Consider the following 21,523-nt stretch of genomic DNA (forward strand, 5'->3'; position numbering starts at 1 on the left):
ATGCCAAACAAAACATCATACGAGCAGACGCTGCGCGGCAACGCCATTCGCGCCATATCTACCTGTGATCTGGATGAAAAAGTCAGGCTGACACGAGAGACCGCTCATCGCTGGTTCGGACGTACGCTTTCGGTGCGCAGCCCGCTTGATCCACCGTTGCCAGACCGTCCGGGGCGCCCGGCCAAGCCGGAGCTTGTGCCGCCGCGCATGATGAAGAAGCGCTCGCTCCACACGGAGCATGGGCGTATTGCGCTCATGCATGCACTCGCCCATATCGAGCTGAATGCCATTGATCTTGCGCTCGACATCATTGCCCGGTTTGCCGCCAAACCCATACCGCGCAGTTTCTTCGATGGCTGGATGAAAGTCGCCGACGATGAAGCCCGCCATTTCACGTTGTTGCGCGACCGTCTCAAGTCGCTCGGCGCAGACTATGGCGACATGCCTGCTCATGACGGACTTTGGCAATCGGCGCACCAAACCCGCAACGACCTTGAAGCTCGTCTCGCTGTCGTGCCGCTTATTCTTGAGGCGCGCGGGCTGGATGTGACGCCGTCTCTGCTCGAGAAGATGATCGAGACTAGTGACCATGAAACCGCTGCGATCCTCGACGTCATCTACAATGATGAGAAAACGCATGTTGCCGTGGGGGCCAAATGGTTCCGATTCTTCTGCGCGCAGAACAAAATCGATCCTGCCGCGAGGTTTCGCGAACTGGTTCGTGCCAATTTCCGTGGCGACCTCAAACCGCCGTTCAATGAACTGGCGCGCGCCGAAGCAGGATTGACGCCGTCCTTCTACCGCTCTCTATCGCCGGTATCGATCTAGTCGCTCCCTCAAAAGCTTCCTTGCTGAAAACAAACCCGGTCGCATGGTCCGCGCAAGCCTCAAATGTAAAGGTCTGTTAACCCTAATAAGTTGTAATCAAGCTAGGGAATCGAGAAGGGGCATGCGGCTGGCATGACTGGGAAGCAGGCGAAAACATCGACAAAAAAGGTGTTCGGAGAGCGCAAGGAACTGCCCGTCCTCATTATTGCGCGCGGTGAAAAGATCAGCCATTTCACCTTTCGCCCCTGGATGGCAGCCCTTGGTGGTGCAGCTTTTCTGGCGCTTTCGGCAGGGTATCTTGGAGCGACTGCTTATCTCGTGCTGCGTGACGACCTGATGAGCGCTGGCATTGCGCGTCATGCGCGTAACCAGCAGCTTTATGAAGATCGCATTTCCGCGCTTCGCACCGAGGTTGACCGCATTACCAGTCGACAAATGCTCGATCAGCAGGTGATGGAGAACAAGGTTGCCGAATTGATGCAGCGTCAACAGACGTTGAGTGCGCGTGACGGAAAACTTGCTCCCTTGCTTGAACGAGCTTCGCAATTGCAGCCGATGCCGGAAATGCCAACGGAGAACGCACCGGATCTGGAAAAGCATAGTCAGCTTATCCCCGACGAGGCTCTGGCAGGACACGATTTTCCGGGTATAGACCCGATCATCACCGGGCCTGTGTCCGGAAAATCTCTCGCTGAAAAGCCTGACCGTCGGGCCGACGCTGGTTCGATAGGGTTGCGTCTCTCAGGTGGGCTTTCGGGTGAATCGACACTAGAGACCTCCGACAAGATACTGGCCACCATCACCCAGAACCTTCATCGCATCGAGAGCGAACAGAACGGCAAGGTGCGGGTGCTGGCAGATGCTGCTTATGAAAAGGCCGACAGCATTATCGATACTTTGAATGCCGCTGGATTGCGGATCGAAACGCCGCACAATGCTGCGATAGCGATGGGTGGACCGCTTATTCCGGTTTCGTCACCCGGAACTGTGATCAATGATTTCGATATGCAGTTGCGTAACCTTGATAGCGCCCTTGATCGGCTCGATCAGGTACGCAAACGTGTGAGTGCCCTACCCCTTGCCAATCCTGCACCGGACAAGCCCGTAACAAGCCTGTTCGGTGTGCGCCGTGATCCGTTTCTCGGAACGGCCGCGTTCCACTCCGGTATTGACTTCCGTGCAGCCTATGGACAGTCGGTGAAATCCACCGCAGCAGGCAAGGTCACGAAGGCAGGCCGTTTCGGTGGATACGGTAATATGGTCGAGATCGACCACGGCAATGGATTTTCGACTCGTTTCGCTCATCTCAGTCGCGTTGTTGTACGCGATGGGCAGCATGTCGCTGCCGGAACCATTGTGGGTGAAGCAGGAAGTTCCGGACGCTCGACTGGCAGTCACCTGCATTATGAAGTCCGTGAAAACGGGCGCGCGGTCAATCCTGTCAATTTTCTCAAAGCGGGCAAACAGATCGAGCCATTACTTTGAATTCCTGAAACGAAAAAACCCGGCCAGAAGCCGGGTTTTTTTTCTATGCACGTGTATTTACGATTGATCAGTCGATGTCGTCGACCATTTCGCCGCCGCCCTGAATACGGTGGGCAAGTGCGGCTTCCATAAATGGCGTAACGGAACCATCCAGCACTTCCTGCGGGTTGGTGCTTTCGACGCCGGTGCGCAAATCCTTGACGAGCTGATAAGGCTGCAGGACGTAGGAGCGAATCTGATGCCCCCAACCGATTTCGGTCTTGGTGGCATTCGCCGCATCCGTCGCTTCTTCGCGCTTTTTCAATTCCTCTTCATAGAGGCGTGCGCGCAGCATCGACCATGCCTTTTCCCGGTTCTTGTGCTGTGAGCGTTCCGCCTGACACTGCACCACGATTCCAGTCGCGATATGCGTGATACGCACTGCTGAATCAGTGGTGTTGACGTGCTGGCCGCCCGCACCCGAAGCGCGGTAGGTATCGATGCGAACATCGGCTTCCGTAACCTGTACATCGATATTGTCATCGATCACAGGGTAGACCCAGATGCTGGCGAAGGACGTGTGGCGGCGAGCGTTGGAGTCATAAGGTGAGATGCGGACCAGGCGATGGACGCCCGATTCTGTCTTCATCATGCCGTATGAATTGTGCCCCTTGACGAGAATGGTTGCGGACTTGATGCCCGCTTCTTCGCCATCATGCACTTCCATCACTTCGACCTTGCGGCCGCTGCGTTCCGCCCAGCGCGTATACATGCGCAACAGCATCGACGCCCAATCCTGACTTTCCGTGCCGCCAGCACCGGCATGCACTTCGATATAGGTATCGTTCGCGTCGGCTTCGCCCGACAGCAGCATGTCGATCTGGCGACGATCAATCTCGACCTTCAGCTCACGGATGGTATTTTCCGCGTCCTCGATGATCGACTTGTCACCTTCCTCCTCGCCCATGGCGATGAGTTCGATGCTATCTTTCAGCGTCTGAGTAAGTTGATTGATGCCATTGATGCTGTCTTCCAGTTGCTGGCGCTCGCGCATCAGCTTCTGGGCTTCCTGGGCATCATTCCACAACGTGGGATCTTCGGCTTTCTGATTGAGATAGCCGAGACGTTTTATCGCCTGATCCCAGTCAAAGATGCCTCCTCAGCAGGCTTATGGCCTGCTTGATTTCGTCAACCAGCGTCTCGATTTCCGCGCGCATGGGCAAATCGTTCCTTCAATATCAGTCTATTTCATCTGAGAAGCTGAGCCGGTCGGTTATGAGGCTCAGGCTTTCGGGCATGGACGGTCGGTCCAGGCGCCGCGGACCATAGTAAGCACGCAGCGCGGTGTAAAGGGTAAAGCCCTGCTTTTCCCGATCAGTAAAGTCCGCCGGAACCGGAGTTGATCGCACGGGTTGCCTGCGGCGACTGTGGCGCAACCGGTGAACCTTCACGGAACGAATCCATGCCAATGACCGAATAGCTGTCAGACGGGCCTGTACCCGGCTTGAAGGCTTCCATGATGACGTTCGGATCGCCGGGATTTGCACGCATGCCGGTCTTGCGGTTGATCGCGATAACGGTCATGCCTTCAGGCACGCGGAAATCCACCTTCGGCGTGCCGGCCAGAGCTTGTTCCATAAAGGACTTGAACACTGGGGCTGCCAGACCGCCACCGGTATTGCCACGACCAAGTGGCGTGGGCGTGTCGTAACCCATGAAAACGCCGACCACGAGATCAGGAGTAAAGCCTACGAACCAGGCATCCTTCTCGTCATTCGTCGTACCGGTCTTGCCGGCCATTGGACGATCGAGGCTCTTCAAAATCTGTGCCGTACCGCGCTGAACGACACCTTCCATCATCGACGTGATCTGATAGGCGGTCATGGGGTCGAGCACCTGATCGCGATTATCGATCAACGTCGGCTCATCCTGATTGGCCCAATCCTGCGCATTGCAGCCCTCGCACTGGCGCGCGTCGTGCTTGAAGACGGTCTTGCCATAGCGATCCTGAATACGGTCGATCATCGACGGGGTTATGCTTTGCCCCCCATTCGCCATGATGGAATAGGCAGTCACCATGCGCAGAACAGTTGTTTCGCCCGCACCAAGCGCCATCGAAAGAACAGGCAGCATCTTGTCGTAAATACCGAAGCGTTCGGCATATTCAGCCACAAGCTTCATGCCCATGTCCTGCGCCAGACGCACCGTCATCACATTGCGCGACTGTTCGATACCGTAACGCAACGTGGACGGGCCGGAGAACTTGCCGGAATAATTCTTCGGCGCCCAGACACCGAGCGAACCACCTTGATTGACTTCCAGCGGACCATCCAGAACCACGGAAGCAGGTGTATAGCCGTTATCGAGAGCCGCAGCATAAACGAACGGCTTGAATGAGGAACCTGGCTGGCGATAGGCCTGCGTCGCGCGGTTAAATTCCGATTCCGCGTAAGAGAATCCGCCGACCATGGCCAAAACGCGGCCCGTATGCGGGTCCATGGCGACAAGCGCGCCCTCAAGCTTCGGCGGCTGCTGGAGACGATAGCGGGAATCGCCCTCCTTGGAGACATAGACGATGTCGCCCGCCTTCAGAACACCTTCCGGCGACTTCGCGCTGGTACGCTTGCCACCGATATTCACGACGCGCATCGCCCACTTCATATCATCGGCAGCGATGAACGCGCGCTTGCGTTCCTTGCTGCGGGAACCTGATGCCTCAAGCGGCGGCTGCAGTCCGATATCCGCGCCTGCAGCAGAAACATTGAGCACAATGGCGAGCTGCCATTCCGGCACATCCGAGTAGGACTGCATATCACCGAATGCTGCGCCCCAATCGTTGCCAAGCTCGACATTCTTCATCGGTCCGCGCCAACCGCGTGCTTCATCATAGCGAAGCAGTGCCGCCTGCAAGGACTTGCGCGCTTCAACCTGAAGGGTTGGATTCAGTGTTGTGCGAACAGAAAGACCACCTTCATAAAGCGCATCGACACCGTATTTCTGGATGATCTGGCGACGCACTTCCTCGGTGAAATATTCCGACGCAAACACATAATGGGCGTCCGAACGTTCCTTGACACCGAGCGGCTGCTTTTTGGCTTCGGCGGCTTCTTCGGCGGTGATGTAGCCGTTTTCGCCCATTCGATCGATCACCCAGTTGCGGCGCTCGATGGCGCGCTCTGGCTGGCGGAACGGATGATAATTGTTCGGGCCTTTAGGCAAAGCTGCAAGATATGCGCTTTCAGCGATAGAAAGCTCGCCGACCGATTTGTCGAAATATGTCAGTGCCGCGCTGGCGATACCGTATGAACCAAGACCGAAGAAGATTTCATTGAGGTAAAGTTCGAGAATACGGTCCTTGGAGTAGGCCTGCTCGATGCGCATAGCGAGAATGGCTTCCTTGATCTTGCGATCATAGGTCTGCTTCGACGTCAGAAGGAAGTTTTTTGCGACCTGCTGAGTGATAGTAGATGCGCCAACCGGACGGCGACCGGAACCCATATTCTTGACGTTGGTTATCATGGCGCGAGCAAGACCCGCGAAGTCGAGACCATGATGTTCGTAGAAGGTCTTGTCTTCAGCCGAAACGAAAGCCGCTTTGACGCGGTTCGGAACAGCCTGAATGGGAATATAAAGACGGCGCTCACGGGCAAACTCTGCCATGAGGCTACCATCGGAGGCGTGAACGCGCGTCATTACCGGCGGCTCGTATTTTGCGAGCACCTCGTAATCTGGCAAATCCTTCGTGAGACTTCCGACGTAAAGGGCGACGCCACCTGCCACGAGGAGCATCAGCACCGTTCCGATCCCGAAGAAATATCCGATAAGCCTTACCATAAATGCGGAATCCTGCCTTCAGATTATTCACATGATAAGGGTCAAAGCACGAACAGCCAACCCTTTAACCCAATTTTGCCGTATAGCAACCACTGGCTTAGTGACCAGCAAATGAGTCAAAGGCAAGATGGTTTACGCGTTTTTACCAATTTAACGCTGTCACTTTCGTCCGCATGACGAAAATCCACAAAACTGTTGCAAGCATGCATCTTATAAGCTGAAGCGCATTCAACACCAAGCGGACAGATCCACTTTCCGGTTCCCTACCCTTTGCTCATGCTTGCCGGATGCTTCAACGTTTCGAAAGCCTTGATCGCAATCGCCAACCGATCCGCAAGCCTCTTGCGCCATTCTGGGTTACTGATCAGCTTTTCATCCTCGGCGTTGGACAGATACCCGATTTCGATCAGAACGGATGGCACATCCGGCGCGCGTAGCACCTGGAAACCGGCGAAACGATGCGGATTATTGATGAGGTTCACCTGCCCTTGCAGGGAATGTATCACCTTCTCGGCAAAACTCAGCGAGAATGTATGCGTTTCACGTCGCGTCAGATCGAGAAGAATATCGGTCACCTCGGGCTGCTCTTCTGGTGCAGCTCCGGCCAGACTATCCGACTTGTTTTCACGCTCAGCCATGGCACGCGCGACAGAGTCCGATGCCTTATCGGAAATTGTGTAGACAGTCGCACCGCGAATATCGTGCTGGTTGATCGTATCTGCATGGATAGAAATAAACAGATCCGCCTCATGCTGGCGAGCAATCCGCACCCGTTCGGACAGTCGCAGAAAAGTATCATCAGCGCGGGTCATCAGAACTTTGATGTTGCTTTCCTGCGCCAGACGATCTCGCAGTTCCTGCCCGAAAGCGAGCGTCAGATCTTTTTCCTTGATACCACTGAGGCTTTCGGCTCCGCTGTCGATACCGCCGTGACCAGGATCGATCATAACGGTAAACGGGCGCGCGGCAGACGCATTCGGCGATGCAGCCTGAATGGGCTTTCCACCACGGTCCGTCGAGCTCGTTATTTCCTCGCGGCCTTTCAATTGTTCCGCAAACTCCCGATCCGAAGTGGCAACGACATCGGCCACCAAACGGTAACCCGATTCACTCTCATTTTTCAGAACGCGAAGATCCTCGACCTTGAAGGGACCGCGCAATGTCAAGATCAGACGTGAACGGCCCTTGCCGACGAGTCCATAGCGAACACGAGATACGAGCCCTCGGGCTTCCAGACTTTTTTCATCGAAACCAAAGCGTGTTTCAGGCAAATCGACGACGAGGCGATGCGGATTATCGAGAAGCAAGGTCGAGAGTTTTGGTTCCCGATCGAACATGACGACGATGCGCGTTCGCAAATCATCGCCGGCCATACGGAAGGTCAGCGCAGATATTGGAGAAATGATGCGATCGGCAGCGAAGACAGATGCGGTTTGGAACAGCAAAACCGGCAAAAGAGCGATCAATGCCAGGAGGCATCTTGCACTCGGCAATCGTGTCATAGCGTTTTCAACGCTTCGAAAATGCATCAGCCGCCACAATCAAGAACATCATTGAATGACTGGTATCAAAAATCGCGATACCGGCACGCTTGCCCCTGCACCATCTCGCCCGAATACCCATTAAAACACTCGTACAGAACTACAGTTAATGAAGGATTTCCAGCCGTATTTCGACCGTGAATAGGTCCTATACTCAGCTTTCGGCGAAATTGCGATACGAATGTCAATTGATATTCGCACTTGTCATCGTTCAAACGACGCCATAAAAGCTATGGAAGGTTATGGGTGAACTATCAGAATCGTTTGCCGGTTCTCAAAACGAACCGCAAGTAATGATAGTGAAAACAGCGGCATATTCATTCGCCGCCCTCGATAACCGGCACAGAATTCAGCGGAGATGTGGCTCCCCCGCCCTCCGTTTCTATCGGCCGACTGCGCATCTTTACGCGCTGTCGCCAACGCTCGAAAAGAGCAAAGAGGTCGGCCCGGCTTTTCCGGGTCATATATGAGGTCGTTTCGTTCGGAACAGCTATGGGTCAAGCAAGACTGACCATTGCGAGCCTGAAGACCGTGATCGCCACGAGGCCGTCGCGCGCGGAGGCAGCAGCTTTTATTCCGACGAACCCAGAATCATCCGGCAGATGCAACGCAGTGAGCACGGCAGCCCTCAGGGTTTTGTCCGGCGTACGCGTTTTGCGTCTTGGCGCCGGCAGGAAAGACAATAATGTCCAACAAAATGCTTATAGATGCCTCCCACCCGGAGGAGACCCGGGTTATCGTTACTCGGGGCAACAAGATTGAAGAATTCGACTTTGAGTCGGAACACAAGAAGCAGCTCAAAGGCAATATCTATCTCGCACGCGTCACCCGCGTCGAACCTTCGCTTCAGGCTGCGTTCGTGGAATATGGCGGCAATCGTCATGGTTTCCTCGCATTCTCGGAAATCCATCCTGACTACTACCAGATTCCGGTAGCAGATCGTCTCGCTCTGCTTGAAGCGGAAGCAAAAGCTGCACGCGCCGAAGACGATGAAGACGAACCACGCGCCAAGAGCGAACGCACCGAACGAAATGATCGTTCGCGTCGCAACCGTCGTCGCGGTCGTCGTGATGGCCAGACTGGTGAAGCGCAAGCCAATGCTTCCGACAAGGAATTGCCAGCGGCTGAGCCTGTTGGCCCGGATTTTAAAAACTACGTGCCGGGCACACCGGCTATTGCCCTCTCGCAGAAAAGCGACGTGATCTCCGAGGCCGTCGAAAACGGCGACGAAGACGAAGTCGAGAATGAAGAGGATATGGTCGAGTCGGTCGGCTCGGAAGATGCTCTTGAAGAGCTTCCAACGCATTCCCGCACCAATCGTCGCCAGTACAACATTCAGGAAGTTATCAAGCGTCGCCAGATTATTCTGGTGCAGGTGGTCAAGGAAGAGCGCGGCAACAAGGGCGCAGCTCTCACGACCTATCTCTCGCTTGCCGGACGCTATTCGGTGCTGATGCCAAACACCGCGCGCGGTGGCGGCATTTCGCGCAAGATCACCAATCCACAGGATCGCAAGCGTCTGAAGGAAATCGTCAAGGAACTCGAAGTGCCGCAGGGCATGGGTGTGATCCTGCGTACGGCCGGTGCAAACCGCACAAAGGCCGAAGTCAAGCGCGACTATGAATACCTGATGCGTCTTTGGGAAAATGTGCGCACGCTGACGCTGCAATCGACAGCTCCTGCCCTCGTCTACGAGGAAGGTAGCTTGATCAAGCGGTCGATCCGTGACCTCTACAACAAGGACATCTCGGAAATCCTCGTTTCCGGCGAAAACGGTTACCGCGAGGCCAAAGACTTCATGCGCATGCTCATGCCGAGCCATGCAAAGGTTGTTCAACCGTATCGTGAACAGGTTCCCATCTTTACGCGTAACGGGGTTGAAGCACAGCTTGACCGCATGCTGCTGCCGCAGGTCACGCTTAAATCGGGCGGTTATCTGATCATCAATCAGACGGAAGCGCTTGTCGCGATCGACGTCAACTCGGGCCGTTCGACGCGCGAACATTCGATTGAAGACACAGCGCTCCAGACCAATCTCGAAGCTGCCGAAGAAGTTGCGCGCCAGCTACGCCTGCGCGACCTTGCCGGCCTGATCGTCGTCGACTTCATCGACATGGAAGAAAAGCGCAACAATCGCGCCGTCGAAAAGAAGATGAAGGACTGCCTGAAAGATGACCGTGCCCGCATTCAGGTAGGCCGCATCTCGCATTTCGGCCTCCTGGAAATGTCGCGCCAGCGTATCCGTGCATCGGTACTTGAAAGCACGATGCAGGTCTGCCAGCATTGCGGTGGCACTGGCCATATCCGCTCGGATTCCTCCATGGCGTTGCATATCATTCGCGGTATCGAGGATTATCTGCTGCGTCATTCCGGTTTCGACATTCACGTCCGCACACCGGCTGCATCGGCGCTTTATGTTCTCAATCACAAGCGCCAGCTTCTTGCCGATCTGGAAGGACGCTTCGGTGCAACGATCAGCATTGACGCCGATGAAAGTGTCGGCCACCAGCATTTCGTCATCGACAAGGGTGCGCCGTCCACTCGGCCTATAACCCAGCCTCCGGTGCAGCCGATGGCCTATATCGAGGACGACATCGAAGATCCGGAAGTCCCGGTTGATGAGGACGAAGCCGAAGAAGAAACGACGGCTGAGATTCAGGTTCGTGAAGATCGCGGTAATGAAGCTGACCACAAGCGTCGTCGCCGTCGTCGTCGTCGCGGTGGACGCGATCGCGATAACCAGGAACAGCCAGCAACGACCGATTCCGAGTCGGATGAAGTTTCCGACGAAGACGATGATGCCGATGAATCTCAGGAAACATCTTCGAATGCTTCATTGAGCGAAGAAGATCGCCGCAAGAAGCGCCGCCGCGGTCGCCGTGGCGGGCGGAAGAATCGTCGTGATGACGAACCCCGTGCGCGTAAGGTTCCTGATCCTGAGTTCGTCGGATATACGCCGGTTCTGCCTGTAAAGGTCGAAGAAACTGTTGCTGAAGAAGTTGCAGCCGATGTCACTGAAGCGGCTGTTCCCGTCGTCGAAACGGCAGTGGAGGAAAAGCCCACCAAGCCCGCTCGCAAGACGCGTGCTCGCAAGTCTGCAAAGACTGAAGAAGTGGCTGAGGAAGTGGTTGCCGTTGAGGTAGAGGAAAAGCCTGCCAAACCGGCCCGTAAGACCCGCGCTCGCAAGAAGGCGACTGAAGAAGAGGCTCCTGTTGAACCAGTAGCAGTCGCCGATGAGCCGGAAGCGGAAACGGAAAAGCCAAAGCGGCGTACCCGTAGAGCTGCTGCCAAACCGATTGTTGAAGTCGAAGAAACGGTATTGGCCGAAGCAGAGGTAGCAACTGTTGCCGAACCGCAGAAAAGCGCTGAGCCTGTTGTGACCTCGAGCGAGAGCGAAGAGCAAAAGCCCAAACGCGCAGGCTGGTGGCAGAAGAAGGGCTTCTTCTAAGCACCGCGTCACGCTTGAAATGAAAAAACCGGCGGAAACGCCGGTTTTTTTATCTTTTAGAGCGCATCCCGAAAGTGTGAAACGGTTCTCGTAAAAGATGCGCGTTAAAACAAGTATTTGGAGCGCCGACCTGATTCAATCGGATCGAAACGCGCTCTAACGGAGATCGATGTTTTCAGAAGCCGAACAGATTCAGGCTTTCTGTTGTGGCAGCCAGTTTTCCAGCCTGCGGACAGCCTCTTCCATTTCCTCGATCTTGCCAGCATAGGAAAAGCGCATTGTGCGGTGTCCATCCAGCGGGTCGAAATCGCGCCCAGGCGTCGCCGCGATGTTGATTTCAGCAATCATACGGCGAGCAAATTCCATGCTGTCATTGGTGAAACGCGAGACGTCACAATAGGCATAGAATGCACCGTCCATCGGTGCAGCCAGGTTAAGACCCACGCGCGGAAGGTGGTCAAGCAGGATAAGCCGGTTCTGACGATAGCGATCCTTCACCCGCTCCAGTTCCATCGTTGCATGAAAAGCTTCGATGGCAGCACGCTGTGAAAGCTCCGGCGCGGAGATGTAAAGGCTTTGGCTCAGTCGCTCGATAGCGCGAATATCGCTCTCGGGCAGAACCATCCAGCCGATACGCCAGCCGGTCATGCAATAATATTTGGAGAATGAGTTGATGACTGTCACATCGTTGGAAATCTCCAATGCAGTGACATCATCCGTTTCATAGGAAAGCCTGTGATAGATTTCATCCGAAATAACCCGGATGCCCAGATCGCGGGCTGTATTTATAATCGCTTTCAGTTCCGGTTTGTCTATGACCGCGCCGGTGGGATTGGCGGGGCTCGCAAACAATACGCCCTTCAAAGGCTTTTCAGAATGTGCCGCCTCAAGCGCTTCAGCAGTCAGCGATGCCGATGTTCCATTGCCGGTCGGTATTTCCACGACTTCAAGGCCAAGCGCCGTCAATATATTGCGATAGGCAGGATAGCCTGGACGTGTAATAGCAACCCTGTCGCCCGGATCGAAATAGACCAGGAAGGCCAGATTGAAGGCGGCGGATGAACCTGTGGTAACAGCAATTCGCTCCGGCGAGACCGAAACACCGTAGTGGTCGGCATAATGGGAAGCAATCGCCTCTCTCAATTCAATCAGCCCGAGAGCATCGGTATAACCGATGCGACCGTCTTTCAAAGCACGCTCTGCCGCTTGTCGAACGATTTCGGGCGCCGGGTCGGCAGGCTGTCCTACCGCCATGGAAATGATTGGATGCCCGGCTGCGCGGCGACGGTTAGCCTCCGCCAAAACGTCCATGGCATGGAAGGGCTCGACCGCGCTGCGGCTGGAAAGAGTGACCAACTTTACCTCCAGAAAATTGCGAGTGTCGCTTTCTACACCCGCCGTATAATCGCCGGATTGCTAAAGCAACAGCACCTATCGAGAAAATACGACCAAATCCCGATTTGGAGATTATCCCGCCGCTCCGCCTATCGGTGATTGAATGCAAAGGTTATAAGATTCGCGCCGGTTTCAAGAAGGAAGAACAGCACGATGGGGACGATGACTGCACCTTTCCCAGCCAGAAGATTTTCTTTCCAAGGTTTAGTTCGCCGCTCGGTCGCTACAGTGGCCGCACTGTCCATAGCTGTTACCAGTGTCCTGCCTGCATTCGCTCAATCGCGCGGCGGTGGCGTGCCTATCGTTCGGGATGCGGAAATCGAGGCACTTGTTGCCGATTATGCCGCGCCGATCCTCAAGGTGGCTGGCCTGGGCGGTCGTGGCGTTCGAGTCATTCTGGTCAATTCACAAAGCTTCAACGCCTTCGTCGATGGACGCCGTATTTTCATCAATACAGGCGCGATCATGCAGGCCGAAACGCCCAATGAAATCATCGGCGTGATTGCGCACGAATCAGGACATCTCGCGGGCGGACACCAGGAGCGCTTGCGTCAACAGCTCAGCCGCGCCCGCAATATGGCGATCATCGGCATGCTGCTTGGTGTAGGAGCTGGCGTTGCCGGTGCTGCAAGCGGCAGCGGCAATGCGGCAGGCGCCGGAGCGGGCATTGCCATGGGCTCAAGCGAAATCGCCATGCGCAGCGTACTCAACTATCAGCGCACTGAAGAAATGACCGCCGATCGCCTTGCCGTGAACTATCTCAATGCCACAGGACAATCGACCAAGGGCATGCTCAATACTTTCGAACGCTTCGCATCCGCTCTGTCGCTTACCGGGACGCAGATCGACCAATATCGCATCAGCCACCCGCTTCCCCGTGAGCGAATTTCGAACCTTGAGGAGCTCGCGAGAAAGAGCCCTTATTTCAACAAGACCGATTCTCCAGCCCTGCAGATGCGCCACGACATGGCTCGGGCGAAGATTGCGGCCTATTCCGGCAATATGGGTGCATTGCAGCGCATGTTCCGCAGCAATCCCGGTGGTCTGCCGGCACGTTATGGCAATGCCATCACCACTTACCTGAACGGCTCGGCCCGTGCCGCATTGCCGAAATTCGATGCATTGATCAAGGAACAGCCGAAGAACCCGTATTTCCAGGAAATGCGCGGTGAAGTCTTGCTAAAAGCCAATGACGCAGCGGGAGCGGCAAAGGCTTTCCAGAAGGCCGTTTCGCTCGATCCGCGCAAGTCGCCGTTGCTGCGCATGAGCTATGGGCGCGCGATGATGTTGACAGGGGCCAAGGCAAACATGCCGACGGCAATCAAGGAAATCAAGGCAGGTATTGCTTCCGATCCAGAGTTTCCCGGCGGCTACGGCTATCTGGCACAGGCTTATGGACAACAAGGCGACATGGCCCTCGCAGACCTCGCCACTGCCGACATGAACTATTATTCGGGCAAGCTTCAACAAGCCCAGATCTTCGCCATTCGTGCACAAAAGCAGATGAAACCCCGTTCACCCGAATGGCTTCGTGCGCAAGACATAATCAATGCCAAGAAAAGCAAGTAGGACAGCCGTTCGCACCTGCTGCCGGCATTCAAGACAGATAGGATTTTTGGAATGAAGAACATAGTTTCCATAACGGTTGCCAGCGGCATCGTGGGCATCGCTGCACTTGCAGTGGGTTACTATGCAGGTACCGCCCGGCAAGTTTCGACTGCTGTAGAAAGCCCCGCTGCTCCCGCAGCAATGAACCAGCAAGCTATTGAGAATGTCGTGCGCAACTATCTCATCCAGAATCCCGAATTGATGCTGGAGGTACAAAGCGCGCTGGAAACCAAGCAGGCACACGCGGCGCAGGAACAGATCAAGCAGGTACTGGCTGCCAATCGCAGCTCCCTTTTCGATCCCAAGCATGATGCCGTCTTTGGCAATCCCGACGGTGATGTGACAGTCTACGAGTTCTTCGACTACAACTGTGGCTATTGCAAACGGGCCCTGCCCGACATGGAAGCGATCCTGAAAACCGACAAGAACGTGCGGTTTGTCTTGAAGGAATTTCCGATTCTCGGACCAGATTCCGCCAAGGCGCATATTGTGGCGCAGGCTTTCAAAGCACTGATGCCGGAAAAATATGCTGAATTCCATGAAGTGCTGCTGGGTGCGCAGGAACGTGCGACGGAAGATTCTGCCATCGCCGATGCCGTAAAACTGGGTGCCGATGAAGCGCGGCTCCGTGAAAAGATGAAGGACTCGGCAATTACGGGCGCTTTCCAACAGACCTATCAGTTGGCACAGCAGCTCAACATTACCGGCACGCCATCCTACATCATCGGAGATGAACTGGTGCCTGGGGCAATCGGCGCTGATGGTTTGGTAGAGAGAATCGCGGCAGCACGCGCTGCGGCAAAAAAATAAGCAGTTTCGCGATGGCTTGACTGTTCGCTTTTGTGAAACAGTTTAAGCCATGGCCTCCAATGTTTGTGTTGCGAGCAAAGAAACTGCCGTACTATCCGCCTATTTTGCAAAGAATAGCGGGAAAAACCGGTTCGGCAAAACATCTGCAATGATTTAGAGGGTTTCGACTTGCGTCCAAGCCCTCTATATGAAATGCGAAGTGTACCGAAATTTCGTGGTAAATGCGTTATCAGTCGCGGACGGATATGGCAAAAACAGTTTTTGTTTTGAACGGCCCCAATCTCAACCTTCTCGGCAAACGAGAACCGGGGATATACGGTGTTGCAACGCTCGATAATATCGAGGCGGACTGCAAGCGTGAGGCCGAACAACTTGGACTTGATGTCGATTTCCGTCAGTCCAATTACGAAGGCGATCTGGTGACCTGGATTCAGGAGGCTGGCGACAAAAACGCCTATGTCCTCATCAATCCTGCCGCCTACAGCCACACTTCGGTTGCTATTCATGATGCGATCCGCTCGGCCAAGGTAACGGTCGTGGAAGTGCATCTTTCGAACATTCATGCGCGTGAGGCCTTCCGGCATCACTCCTATGTATCCGCAGTCGCCAAAGGCGTTATTTGCGGCTTTGGCGCGGAAGGATATCTGCTCGGTCTGCGCGCGCTTGCGGCAATTGCCAAAGAAGAAGAAAACAACGGGCAAAGCGTTAAAGGGGCCTGATATGTCCAGCAAAAATTCCGTCATCGACAAGGAAACGATCCGCGACCTCGCGGACATTCTCAATGAAACCGACCTGACCGATATCGAAGTGGAACACGGTGATCTGCGTATCCGCGTTTCGCGCAAGGTCACGGTTCAGGCCGCAGCAACCGTGATGCAAGCAGCAGCTCCTGTTGCTGCCGTTCCGGCCGCACCAGTTGCTGCTGCTGAACCGACAAAGGCTGAGCTATCCAAGAATGCCGTTCCGTCGCCAATGGTTGGCACCGCCTATCTTGCTCCGGCTCCAGGCGCTCGCAACTTTATCGAGGTCGGTGCGCAGGTGAAGGAAGGTCAGACCCTTCTCATCATCGAAGCCATGAAGACCATGAACCAGATTCCAGCTCCACGTGCCGGTACGGTCAAGGCCATTCTCATCGAAGACGCTCAGCCGGTTGAATTCGGTGAGCCGCTCGTCATAATCGAATAAGACAGAAGATTACGGCTTATTCAATGAACGGGCAGCAAAGCGCAATGTTTCAAAAGATACTCATAGCCAATCGTGGCGAAATCGCTCTTCGCGTGCTCAGGGCTTGTAAGGAACTGGGCATCAAGACCGTCGCCGTTCACTCCACGGCAGACGCCGACGCGATGCATGTACGGCTGGCGGACGAAAGCGTCTGCATCGGCCCACCGCCATCGCGCGACAGCTATCTGAATATTCATCAGATCGTAGCGGCTTGCGAAATCACCGGTGCCGACGCAATCCATCCGGGTTACGGCTTCCTGTCGGAAAACGCCAAGTTCGCGGAAATTCTTGAAGCGCACGGCATAACCTTCATCGGTCCCACCGCTTCGCATATCCGCATCATGGGCGACAAGATCGAAGCCAAGCGCACTGCAAAGCGCCTCGGCATTCCAGTCGTCCCTGGTTCTGATGGTGGCGTGACGGACGACGTGGAAGCGGCTCGCATCGCGGAGGAAATCGGCTACCCGGTCATCATCAAGGCTTCGTCCGGTGGTGGTGGACGCGGTATGAAGGTCGCCCGCAGCGAGGAAGAACTCTCCATCGCTCTTGCAACGGCTCGCTCCGAAGCCGCAGCGGCATTCGGTGATGACGCAGTCTATATCGAGAAATATCTCGAAAAACCGCGCCACATCGAAGTTCAGGTCATGGGCGATGGTGCAGGCAATGCCATCCATCTGGGTGAACGTGACTGCTCGTTGCAGCGCCGTCACCAGAAGGTTTGGGAAGAAGCCAATTCACCGGCACTCAATGCTGAAGCACGCGACAAGATTGGTATGGTTTGCGCCAATGCCTGTGCGGAGCTGGGCTATCGCGGTGCGGGAACGATCGAATTCCTTTATGAAGACGGCGAGTTCTATTTCATCGAAATGAACACACGTCTTCAGGTGGAACATCCGATCACGGAAGCCATCACGGGCATCGATCTTGTTCACGAACAGATTCGCGTTGCCGCCGGTCTTGGCCTATCGGTAAAGCAGAAGGATATCCGGTTCTCCGGCCACGCCATCGAATGCCGTATCAACGCCGAAGACCCGCTGACATTTGCGCCTTCGCCGGGCCTGATCACGCATTATCATACGCCAGGTGGCCTTGGTATCCGCGTGGATTCGGGCGTCTATTCCGGCTATCGCATTCCGCCTTACTACGACAGCCTTATCGGCAAGCTTATCGTACACGGTCGCAATCGCGTGGAATGCATGATGCGCCTGCGCCGCGCACTGGATGAGTTCGTGGTCGATGGTGTGAAAACCACCCTTCCGCTTTTCCAGGATCTGATCGCCAATCAGGACATTGCGAACGGCGAATATGACATTCATTGGCTGGAAAAATATCTGGCCAAGAAAACCAAGAGCGAAAGCGCCTGACGAAAGTGACCGCAGGAGTATCCCCGGACGACTATTCAATCGAACCGGAGCTGCTCCTGCGGGCCTATGCCACGGGAGTATTTCCCATGGCCGAAGAAGCCGACGATCCCGAGGTCTTCTGGGTTCGCCCTGAGAAGCGCGGCATTATCCCGCTTGATGGCTTCCATCTGCCGAAAAGCCTCCAGAAGACCATCCGTCAGGGCATTTTTGACATAAGGCTCGACAGCGATTTCGATGGCGTAATTGATGGTTGCGCCAGCGGAACCGGAGAACGCGCGCGCACATGGATCAATGGCCCCATCCGCGAATCCTATAAGAAATTGTTCGAGATTGGACATTGCCACACGGTTGAAGCCTGGAACGACGGCCAGCTCGTCGGCGGGCTTTACGGTGTAACACTGGGACGCGCCTTTTTCGGCGAAAGCATGTTCACGCGCAAACGGGATGCGTCGAAGGTTTGCCTCGCCTATTTGGTCCAGCATCTGGTCAGGCAAGGTTTCGTGCTTCTCGATACGCAGTTCACAACGCCGCATCTTGAAAGATTCGGCGCTGTCGAAGTTCCACGGAAAAAATATGAGAAGCTGCTGGAAAACGCTCTGGATGGAATCGCGCGTTTCTGACCGGATAGAACCTAGTTACGCTGATCTGGCGGTGGTACTTCCGACTTCTGTTTGCAGTCTTTCAGCCAAACGTCATAGATTGGATGTTCAACAGCGTTGAGACCCGGACTATCGGCGAACATCCAACCGGTGAAAATACGGCGTATCTTGCGATCCAGCGTGATCTCATCGACTTCCACAAAACCATCCGTGCGCGGCGCTTCGTTCTCGGTGCGCGAGTAGCAAACTTTCGGCGTTACCTGAAGGGCGCCGAACTGGACAGTTTCATTGATATAGACGTCGAATGTCGTGATGCGTCCGGTGACTTTATCGAGACCTGAGAACTCAGCAACCGGATTGGTGATGCGCTCGGCCATGGCTGCCTGAAAAGTGCTGGTGGACGTCATGAACGAAATCAGGGCAATTTGAACTGCTCTTTTGATCGAGTTTTTTCCGTTGCCAGCCGCGCCGTGAGATTGCTTCGTCAAAACGGAGATCCGCATCCAAAGGGTTTTAATTAAGCCGGAACAATTCCTAAGCATGAAATGTGACGATTCGTTGCCCTGTCGCAAGTCGCAATGCAGTCGTTGCTGCGAAGCAAGCCGTCTATCCTCAAACCTTTTCCGCTCTCGCGTAAAAAGGGCGGGCATATAAGAAATCCGGCGCGAATTAACGCGCCGGACAAAAATCAGAACCGATTATCAATTGCCGGGCGTCCAGGCATCGTACTCGCCAGTCACGCGCGGACGTTCCGCAGGTTCCGTGCCCGGACGAGCGATAGCACCCTTCGGACGATAAGCCAGCGGAGAACCAGTCAGATTCTGCAGATGCGGTTTCTGCCAGTCACGTGGCTTGTAATCTTCCTTGGAAGGCGGCGTGTCGACGCGATGATGCATCCAGCCATGCCAACCGGAAGGAATAGCGCTTGCTTCCGCATAGCCATTGAAGATTACCCAGCGGCGCGTGCGACCTTCGGAGTCCTTGCCGCCCTGATAATAGATATTGCCGAACTCATCTTCACCGACGCGCTCACCCTTGCGCCACGTATGAAACCGTGTGCCGAGCGTCTGGCCGTTCCACCAGGTGAAAACTTGCGTAATAAATTTCTTCATGACCTATTCCAGATCCATCATTGCCACAGGTGATCGAAACCACCGGGTTTTCTTGCTTATGGCCCTATCGCCCGGCCATGGCAAGGGTCAAGTTGCCGCTGTCACAAGAGTATGAAGAGCCTAAAGCGCTACGCGTTTCAGGCCATTATATTCTCACATGTCTTGATCCCCAAACCGGTTCCCACTTTGGGGAGACATGCTTTACACACTCCAGCCCTCGAGCGACTTTTCCATTACCAGCACAGGTTCCTTGCAATTGGGATCGCCCCAATCCTCATTACGACCGACTTTGGTATAGCCTTTGCGCTCGTAGAAATTTACCGCCTTGGTGTTTCTCTCGATCACTTCAAGCTTCATCGTTCGCACGTCAGGAAAAGCCATCTCGATTTCGGCAAGAAGCATCGTCCCGATACCCTGCACCTGTGTGTCGGGGCGAACATATAGCTGATGCAGCAAAGCCTTGCCTTCTTCGGCTTGGCTCGCAAAAGCCATTCCGTCGATGCCACCTTCGCCATTATCGGCGACGATGAACTCCGAATAAGGTTTTTTCAGATTGGCTTTCAGCACAGCAATGCTGTGCCATTGGGCGGTAATGGCGTCAACCATTTCCCGCCCAAGAATGTCATCGAAGGTCGCGTGCCAGGTCGCTACAAGCAGCTCGTTCACTGCCTTGAGATCAGCCTCTGTCGCGCTTCTGACCCACATTACTCTTCGATCCCGAGCTTGGCCTTGACCAGTTCATTGACAGACTGCGGGTTGGCCTTGCCGCCCGTTGCCTTCATGACCTGGCCGACGAACCAGCCAGCCAGTGTCGGCTTGGCCTTCGCCTGCTCGACCTTTTCAGGGTTGGCAGCGATGATGTCATCGACAGCTTTTTCGATGGCGCCAGTGTCGGTGACCTGTTTCATGCCACGTTCTTCAACGAGCTTCTTCGGGTCTCCGCCTTCATTCCAGACGATCTCGAAAAGATCCTTGGCGATCTTGCCGGAAATCGTACCGTCCTTGATGAGATCGATAACCGCGCCGAGCTGTTCCGGGTTAACCGGCGAATCCTCGATATCCTTGCCTGCCTTGTTCAGCGCGCCAAGAAGATCGTTGATGACCCAGTTCGCAGCCGCCTTTCCGTCACGACCGGCAGCAACTGCTTCGTAATAATCAGCAATGGCCTTCTCGGTCACGAGAATCGATGCATCGTAAATCGAGATGCCCTGCTTCTCGACGAGACGCTGCTTCTTGACATCCGGCAGTTCCGGCAGATCTGCTGCCAGCGCATCCACGAATGCCTGATCGAATTCGAGCGGCAGAAGGTCTGGATCCGGGAAATAACGATAATCATGCGCTTCTTCCTTGGAGCGCATGGATCGGGTTTCACCCTTTATCGGATCGAACAGGCGCGTTTCCTGATCGATGGAACCACCGTCCTCAAGAATGGCAATCTGGCGACGGGCTTCATACTCTATCGCCTGACCGACAAAGCGGATCGAGTTGACGTTCTTGATTTCGCAACGCGTGCCGAACTCACCGCCCGGACGGCGGACGGAAACGTTCACGTCGGCGCGCATGGAGCCCTCGTCCATATTGCCGTCGCAAGTGCCGAGATAACGAACAATCGTACGCAGTTTGGTCAGATAGGCGCGGGCTTCATCCGACGAACGCAGGTCCGGCTTGGAAACGATTTCCATCAGCGCCACGCCAGAACGGTTCAGGTCGACATAGGACATGGTTGGATGCTGGTCGTGCAGAGACTTGCCCGCGTCCTGTTCCAGATGCAGGCGCTCGATGCCGATCTCCACGTCTTCGAACTGGCCCTTGTTGTCCGGGCCGACCGAAATCATGATCTTGCCTTCGCCAACGATCGGCTGCTTGAACTGCGAAATCTGATAACCCTGTGGCAGATCAGGATAGAAATAGTTCTTGCGGTCGAAAACCGACTTCAGATTGATTTGAGCATTGAGTCCGATACCCGTGCGAACCGCCTGCTTGACGCATTCCAGATTGATCACCGGCAGCATGCCCGGCATAGCCGCATCCACCAGAGAGACATTGGAATTAGGCTCCGCGCCGAACGAAGTGGAAGCACCGGAAAACAGCTTCGATTCTGACGTGACCTGCGCATGGACTTCCATGCCGATGACGACTTCCCAGTCGCCGGTGGCACCGGAGATAAAGCGTTTCGGTTCAGGCGTGCGCGTATCGATAAGTGACATTACTGGCTCGACAATACTGTGATTGGGCTGAAACTGATTGCTTACTGGCTAGAGCAAAGCCCCACCGGATGCAAGCTTTTCAGCCATCC

The 21,523-nt window shown here is 55.0% G+C and carries 18 protein-coding genes; 9 read left to right on the forward strand and 9 right to left on the reverse strand.

The window, feature by feature from the left end; all coding sequences use genetic code 11:
• On the forward strand, nucleotides 1-828 hold the full coding sequence (locus tag ACYSN1_RS01735; RefSeq protein ID WP_461724150.1) for a ferritin-like domain-containing protein: 828 nt from the start codon (nucleotides 1-3) through the stop codon (nucleotides 826-828).
• A 132-nt stretch (nucleotides 829-960) separates the two neighbouring features.
• A complete protein-coding gene (locus ACYSN1_RS01740; protein WP_461724151.1) occupies nucleotides 961-2,313 on the forward strand; it encodes a M23 family metallopeptidase in 1,353 nt (450 codons plus the stop codon).
• 67 nt (nucleotides 2,314-2,380) lie between these two features.
• On the opposite strand, the gene prfB is transcribed toward ACYSN1_RS01740, so the two are convergent.
• The 4 genes from prfB to ACYSN1_RS01760 form a co-directional block, all read right to left on the reverse strand.
• Nucleotides 2,381-3,509 (reverse strand): peptide chain release factor 2 gene (gene prfB, locus ACYSN1_RS01745; RefSeq protein ID WP_461724152.1). Its coding sequence is split into 2 segments (ribosomal slippage): nucleotides 2,381-3,439 and nucleotides 3,441-3,509, totalling 1,128 coding nucleotides; the frame shifts between segments, so codons are not numbered across the junction.
• 157 nt (nucleotides 3,510-3,666) lie between these two features.
• Complete coding sequence (locus ACYSN1_RS01750) at nucleotides 3,667-6,126, reverse strand: penicillin-binding protein 1A (RefSeq protein WP_461724153.1); 2,460 nt, start codon at nucleotides 6,124-6,126, stop codon at nucleotides 3,667-3,669.
• Between the two features lie 263 nt (nucleotides 6,127-6,389).
• On the reverse strand, nucleotides 6,390-7,628 hold the full coding sequence (locus ACYSN1_RS01755) for an N-acetylmuramoyl-L-alanine amidase (RefSeq protein WP_461724154.1): 1,239 nt from the start codon (nucleotides 7,626-7,628) through the stop codon (nucleotides 6,390-6,392).
• Between the two features lie 536 nt (nucleotides 7,629-8,164).
• Entirely contained in the window at nucleotides 8,165-8,350 is a 186-nt protein-coding gene (locus ACYSN1_RS01760; protein ID WP_461724155.1) for a hypothetical protein, read from the reverse strand.
• Between the two features lie 2 nt (nucleotides 8,351-8,352).
• Between ACYSN1_RS01760 and ACYSN1_RS01765 the strand changes: the two genes are divergently transcribed.
• Nucleotides 8,353-11,115: an Rne/Rng family ribonuclease gene (locus ACYSN1_RS01765; protein WP_461724156.1), complete on the forward strand. Its 2,763-nt coding sequence runs from the start codon at nucleotides 8,353-8,355 to the stop codon at nucleotides 11,113-11,115.
• A gap of 192 nt (nucleotides 11,116-11,307) precedes the next feature.
• Here the strand turns inward: ACYSN1_RS01765 and ACYSN1_RS01770 are convergent, their stop codons facing one another.
• Complete coding sequence (locus ACYSN1_RS01770) at nucleotides 11,308-12,471, reverse strand: pyridoxal phosphate-dependent aminotransferase (protein ID WP_461724157.1); 1,164 nt, start codon at nucleotides 12,469-12,471, stop codon at nucleotides 11,308-11,310.
• A gap of 192 nt (nucleotides 12,472-12,663) precedes the next feature.
• Here ACYSN1_RS01770 and ACYSN1_RS01775 point away from each other — a divergent pair, with 192 nt between their 5' ends.
• The 6 genes from ACYSN1_RS01775 (at nucleotide 12,664) to aat (ending at nucleotide 18,136) form a co-directional block, all read left to right on the forward strand.
• Complete coding sequence (locus ACYSN1_RS01775; protein ID WP_461724158.1) at nucleotides 12,664-14,079, forward strand: M48 family metalloprotease; 1,416 nt, start codon at nucleotides 12,664-12,666, stop codon at nucleotides 14,077-14,079.
• Nucleotides 14,080-14,130: 51 nt separating this feature from the next.
• A complete protein-coding gene (locus ACYSN1_RS01780) occupies nucleotides 14,131-14,928 on the forward strand; it encodes a DsbA family protein (RefSeq protein WP_461724159.1) in 798 nt (265 codons plus the stop codon).
• Nucleotides 14,929-15,173: 245 nt separating this feature from the next.
• A complete protein-coding gene (gene aroQ, locus ACYSN1_RS01785; protein ID WP_151557977.1) occupies nucleotides 15,174-15,647 on the forward strand; it encodes a type II 3-dehydroquinate dehydratase in 474 nt (157 codons plus the stop codon).
• Nucleotide 15,648: 1 nt separating this feature from the next.
• Nucleotides 15,649-16,113 carry an acetyl-CoA carboxylase biotin carboxyl carrier protein gene (gene accB / locus ACYSN1_RS01790; protein WP_461724160.1) on the forward strand — a complete coding sequence of 155 codons (465 nt, stop codon included), beginning with the start codon at nucleotides 15,649-15,651 and terminating at the stop codon, nucleotides 16,111-16,113.
• Nucleotides 16,114-16,157: 44 nt separating this feature from the next.
• On the forward strand, nucleotides 16,158-17,516 hold the full coding sequence (accC, locus tag ACYSN1_RS01795; RefSeq protein WP_461724161.1) for an acetyl-CoA carboxylase biotin carboxylase subunit: 1,359 nt from the start codon (nucleotides 16,158-16,160) through the stop codon (nucleotides 17,514-17,516).
• Nucleotides 17,517-17,566: 50 nt separating this feature from the next.
• Nucleotides 17,567-18,136 carry a leucyl/phenylalanyl-tRNA--protein transferase gene (gene aat / locus ACYSN1_RS01800; protein ID WP_461725252.1) on the forward strand — a complete coding sequence of 190 codons (570 nt, stop codon included), beginning with the start codon at nucleotides 17,567-17,569 and terminating at the stop codon, nucleotides 18,134-18,136.
• Between the two features lie 11 nt (nucleotides 18,137-18,147).
• Here aat and ACYSN1_RS01805 read toward each other — a convergent pair whose 3' ends face one another.
• The 4 genes from ACYSN1_RS01805 to gatB all read right to left on the reverse strand — a co-directional run bounded on the left by ACYSN1_RS01805 (nucleotide 18,148) and on the right by gatB (nucleotide 21,434).
• Nucleotides 18,148-18,618: a DUF2155 domain-containing protein gene (locus ACYSN1_RS01805; RefSeq protein WP_461725253.1), complete on the reverse strand. Its 471-nt coding sequence runs from the start codon at nucleotides 18,616-18,618 to the stop codon at nucleotides 18,148-18,150.
• Nucleotides 18,619-18,816: 198 nt separating this feature from the next.
• Nucleotides 18,817-19,227: an NADH:ubiquinone oxidoreductase subunit NDUFA12 gene (locus ACYSN1_RS01810; RefSeq protein ID WP_461724162.1), complete on the reverse strand. Its 411-nt coding sequence runs from the start codon at nucleotides 19,225-19,227 to the stop codon at nucleotides 18,817-18,819.
• Between the two features lie 201 nt (nucleotides 19,228-19,428).
• Nucleotides 19,429-19,932, reverse strand: a complete 504-nt coding sequence (locus ACYSN1_RS01815; RefSeq protein WP_461724163.1) for a GNAT family N-acetyltransferase — start codon at nucleotides 19,930-19,932, stop codon at nucleotides 19,429-19,431.
• Nucleotides 19,932-21,434, reverse strand: coding sequence for an Asp-tRNA(Asn)/Glu-tRNA(Gln) amidotransferase subunit GatB (gene gatB / locus ACYSN1_RS01820; RefSeq protein ID WP_461724164.1), 1,503 nt, complete (start codon nucleotides 21,432-21,434; stop codon nucleotides 19,932-19,934). The genes ACYSN1_RS01815 and gatB overlap by 1 nt, the downstream gene beginning before the upstream one ends.
• Nucleotides 21,435-21,523 lie beyond the last annotated feature (89 nt).

It is taken from the genome of Brucella sp. LJL56 (assembly GCF_054871705.1).

Bases quoted from the DNA above. Each gene is read 5' to 3' on its own strand.
- ACYSN1_RS01735 (WP_461724150.1), top strand. From the start codon at position 1: ATGCCAAACAAAACATCATACGAGCAGACGCTGCGCGGCAACGCCATT.
- ACYSN1_RS01740 (WP_461724151.1), top strand. From the start codon at position 961: ATGACTGGGAAGCAGGCGAAAACATCGACAAAAAAGGTGTTCGGAGAG.
- ACYSN1_RS01750 (WP_461724153.1), bottom strand. From the start codon at position 6,126: ATGGTAAGGCTTATCGGATATTTCTTCGGGATCGGAACGGTGCTGATG.
- ACYSN1_RS01755 (WP_461724154.1), bottom strand. From the start codon at position 7,628: ATGACACGATTGCCGAGTGCAAGATGCCTCCTGGCATTGATCGCTCTT.
- ACYSN1_RS01765 (WP_461724156.1), top strand. From the start codon at position 8,353: ATGTCCAACAAAATGCTTATAGATGCCTCCCACCCGGAGGAGACCCGG.
- ACYSN1_RS01775 (WP_461724158.1), top strand. From the start codon at position 12,664: ATGGGGACGATGACTGCACCTTTCCCAGCCAGAAGATTTTCTTTCCAA.
- ACYSN1_RS01780 (WP_461724159.1), top strand. From the start codon at position 14,131: ATGAAGAACATAGTTTCCATAACGGTTGCCAGCGGCATCGTGGGCATC.
- aroQ (WP_151557977.1), top strand. From the start codon at position 15,174: ATGGCAAAAACAGTTTTTGTTTTGAACGGCCCCAATCTCAACCTTCTC.
- accB (WP_461724160.1), top strand. From the start codon at position 15,649: ATGTCCAGCAAAAATTCCGTCATCGACAAGGAAACGATCCGCGACCTC.
- accC (WP_461724161.1), top strand. From the start codon at position 16,158: ATGTTTCAAAAGATACTCATAGCCAATCGTGGCGAAATCGCTCTTCGC.
- ACYSN1_RS01805 (WP_461725253.1), bottom strand. From the start codon at position 18,618: ATGCGGATCTCCGTTTTGACGAAGCAATCTCACGGCGCGGCTGGCAAC.
- ACYSN1_RS01810 (WP_461724162.1), bottom strand. From the start codon at position 19,227: ATGAAGAAATTTATTACGCAAGTTTTCACCTGGTGGAACGGCCAGACG.
- ACYSN1_RS01815 (WP_461724163.1), bottom strand. From the start codon at position 19,932: ATGTGGGTCAGAAGCGCGACAGAGGCTGATCTCAAGGCAGTGAACGAG.
- gatB (WP_461724164.1), bottom strand. From the start codon at position 21,434: ATGTCACTTATCGATACGCGCACGCCTGAACCGAAACGCTTTATCTCC.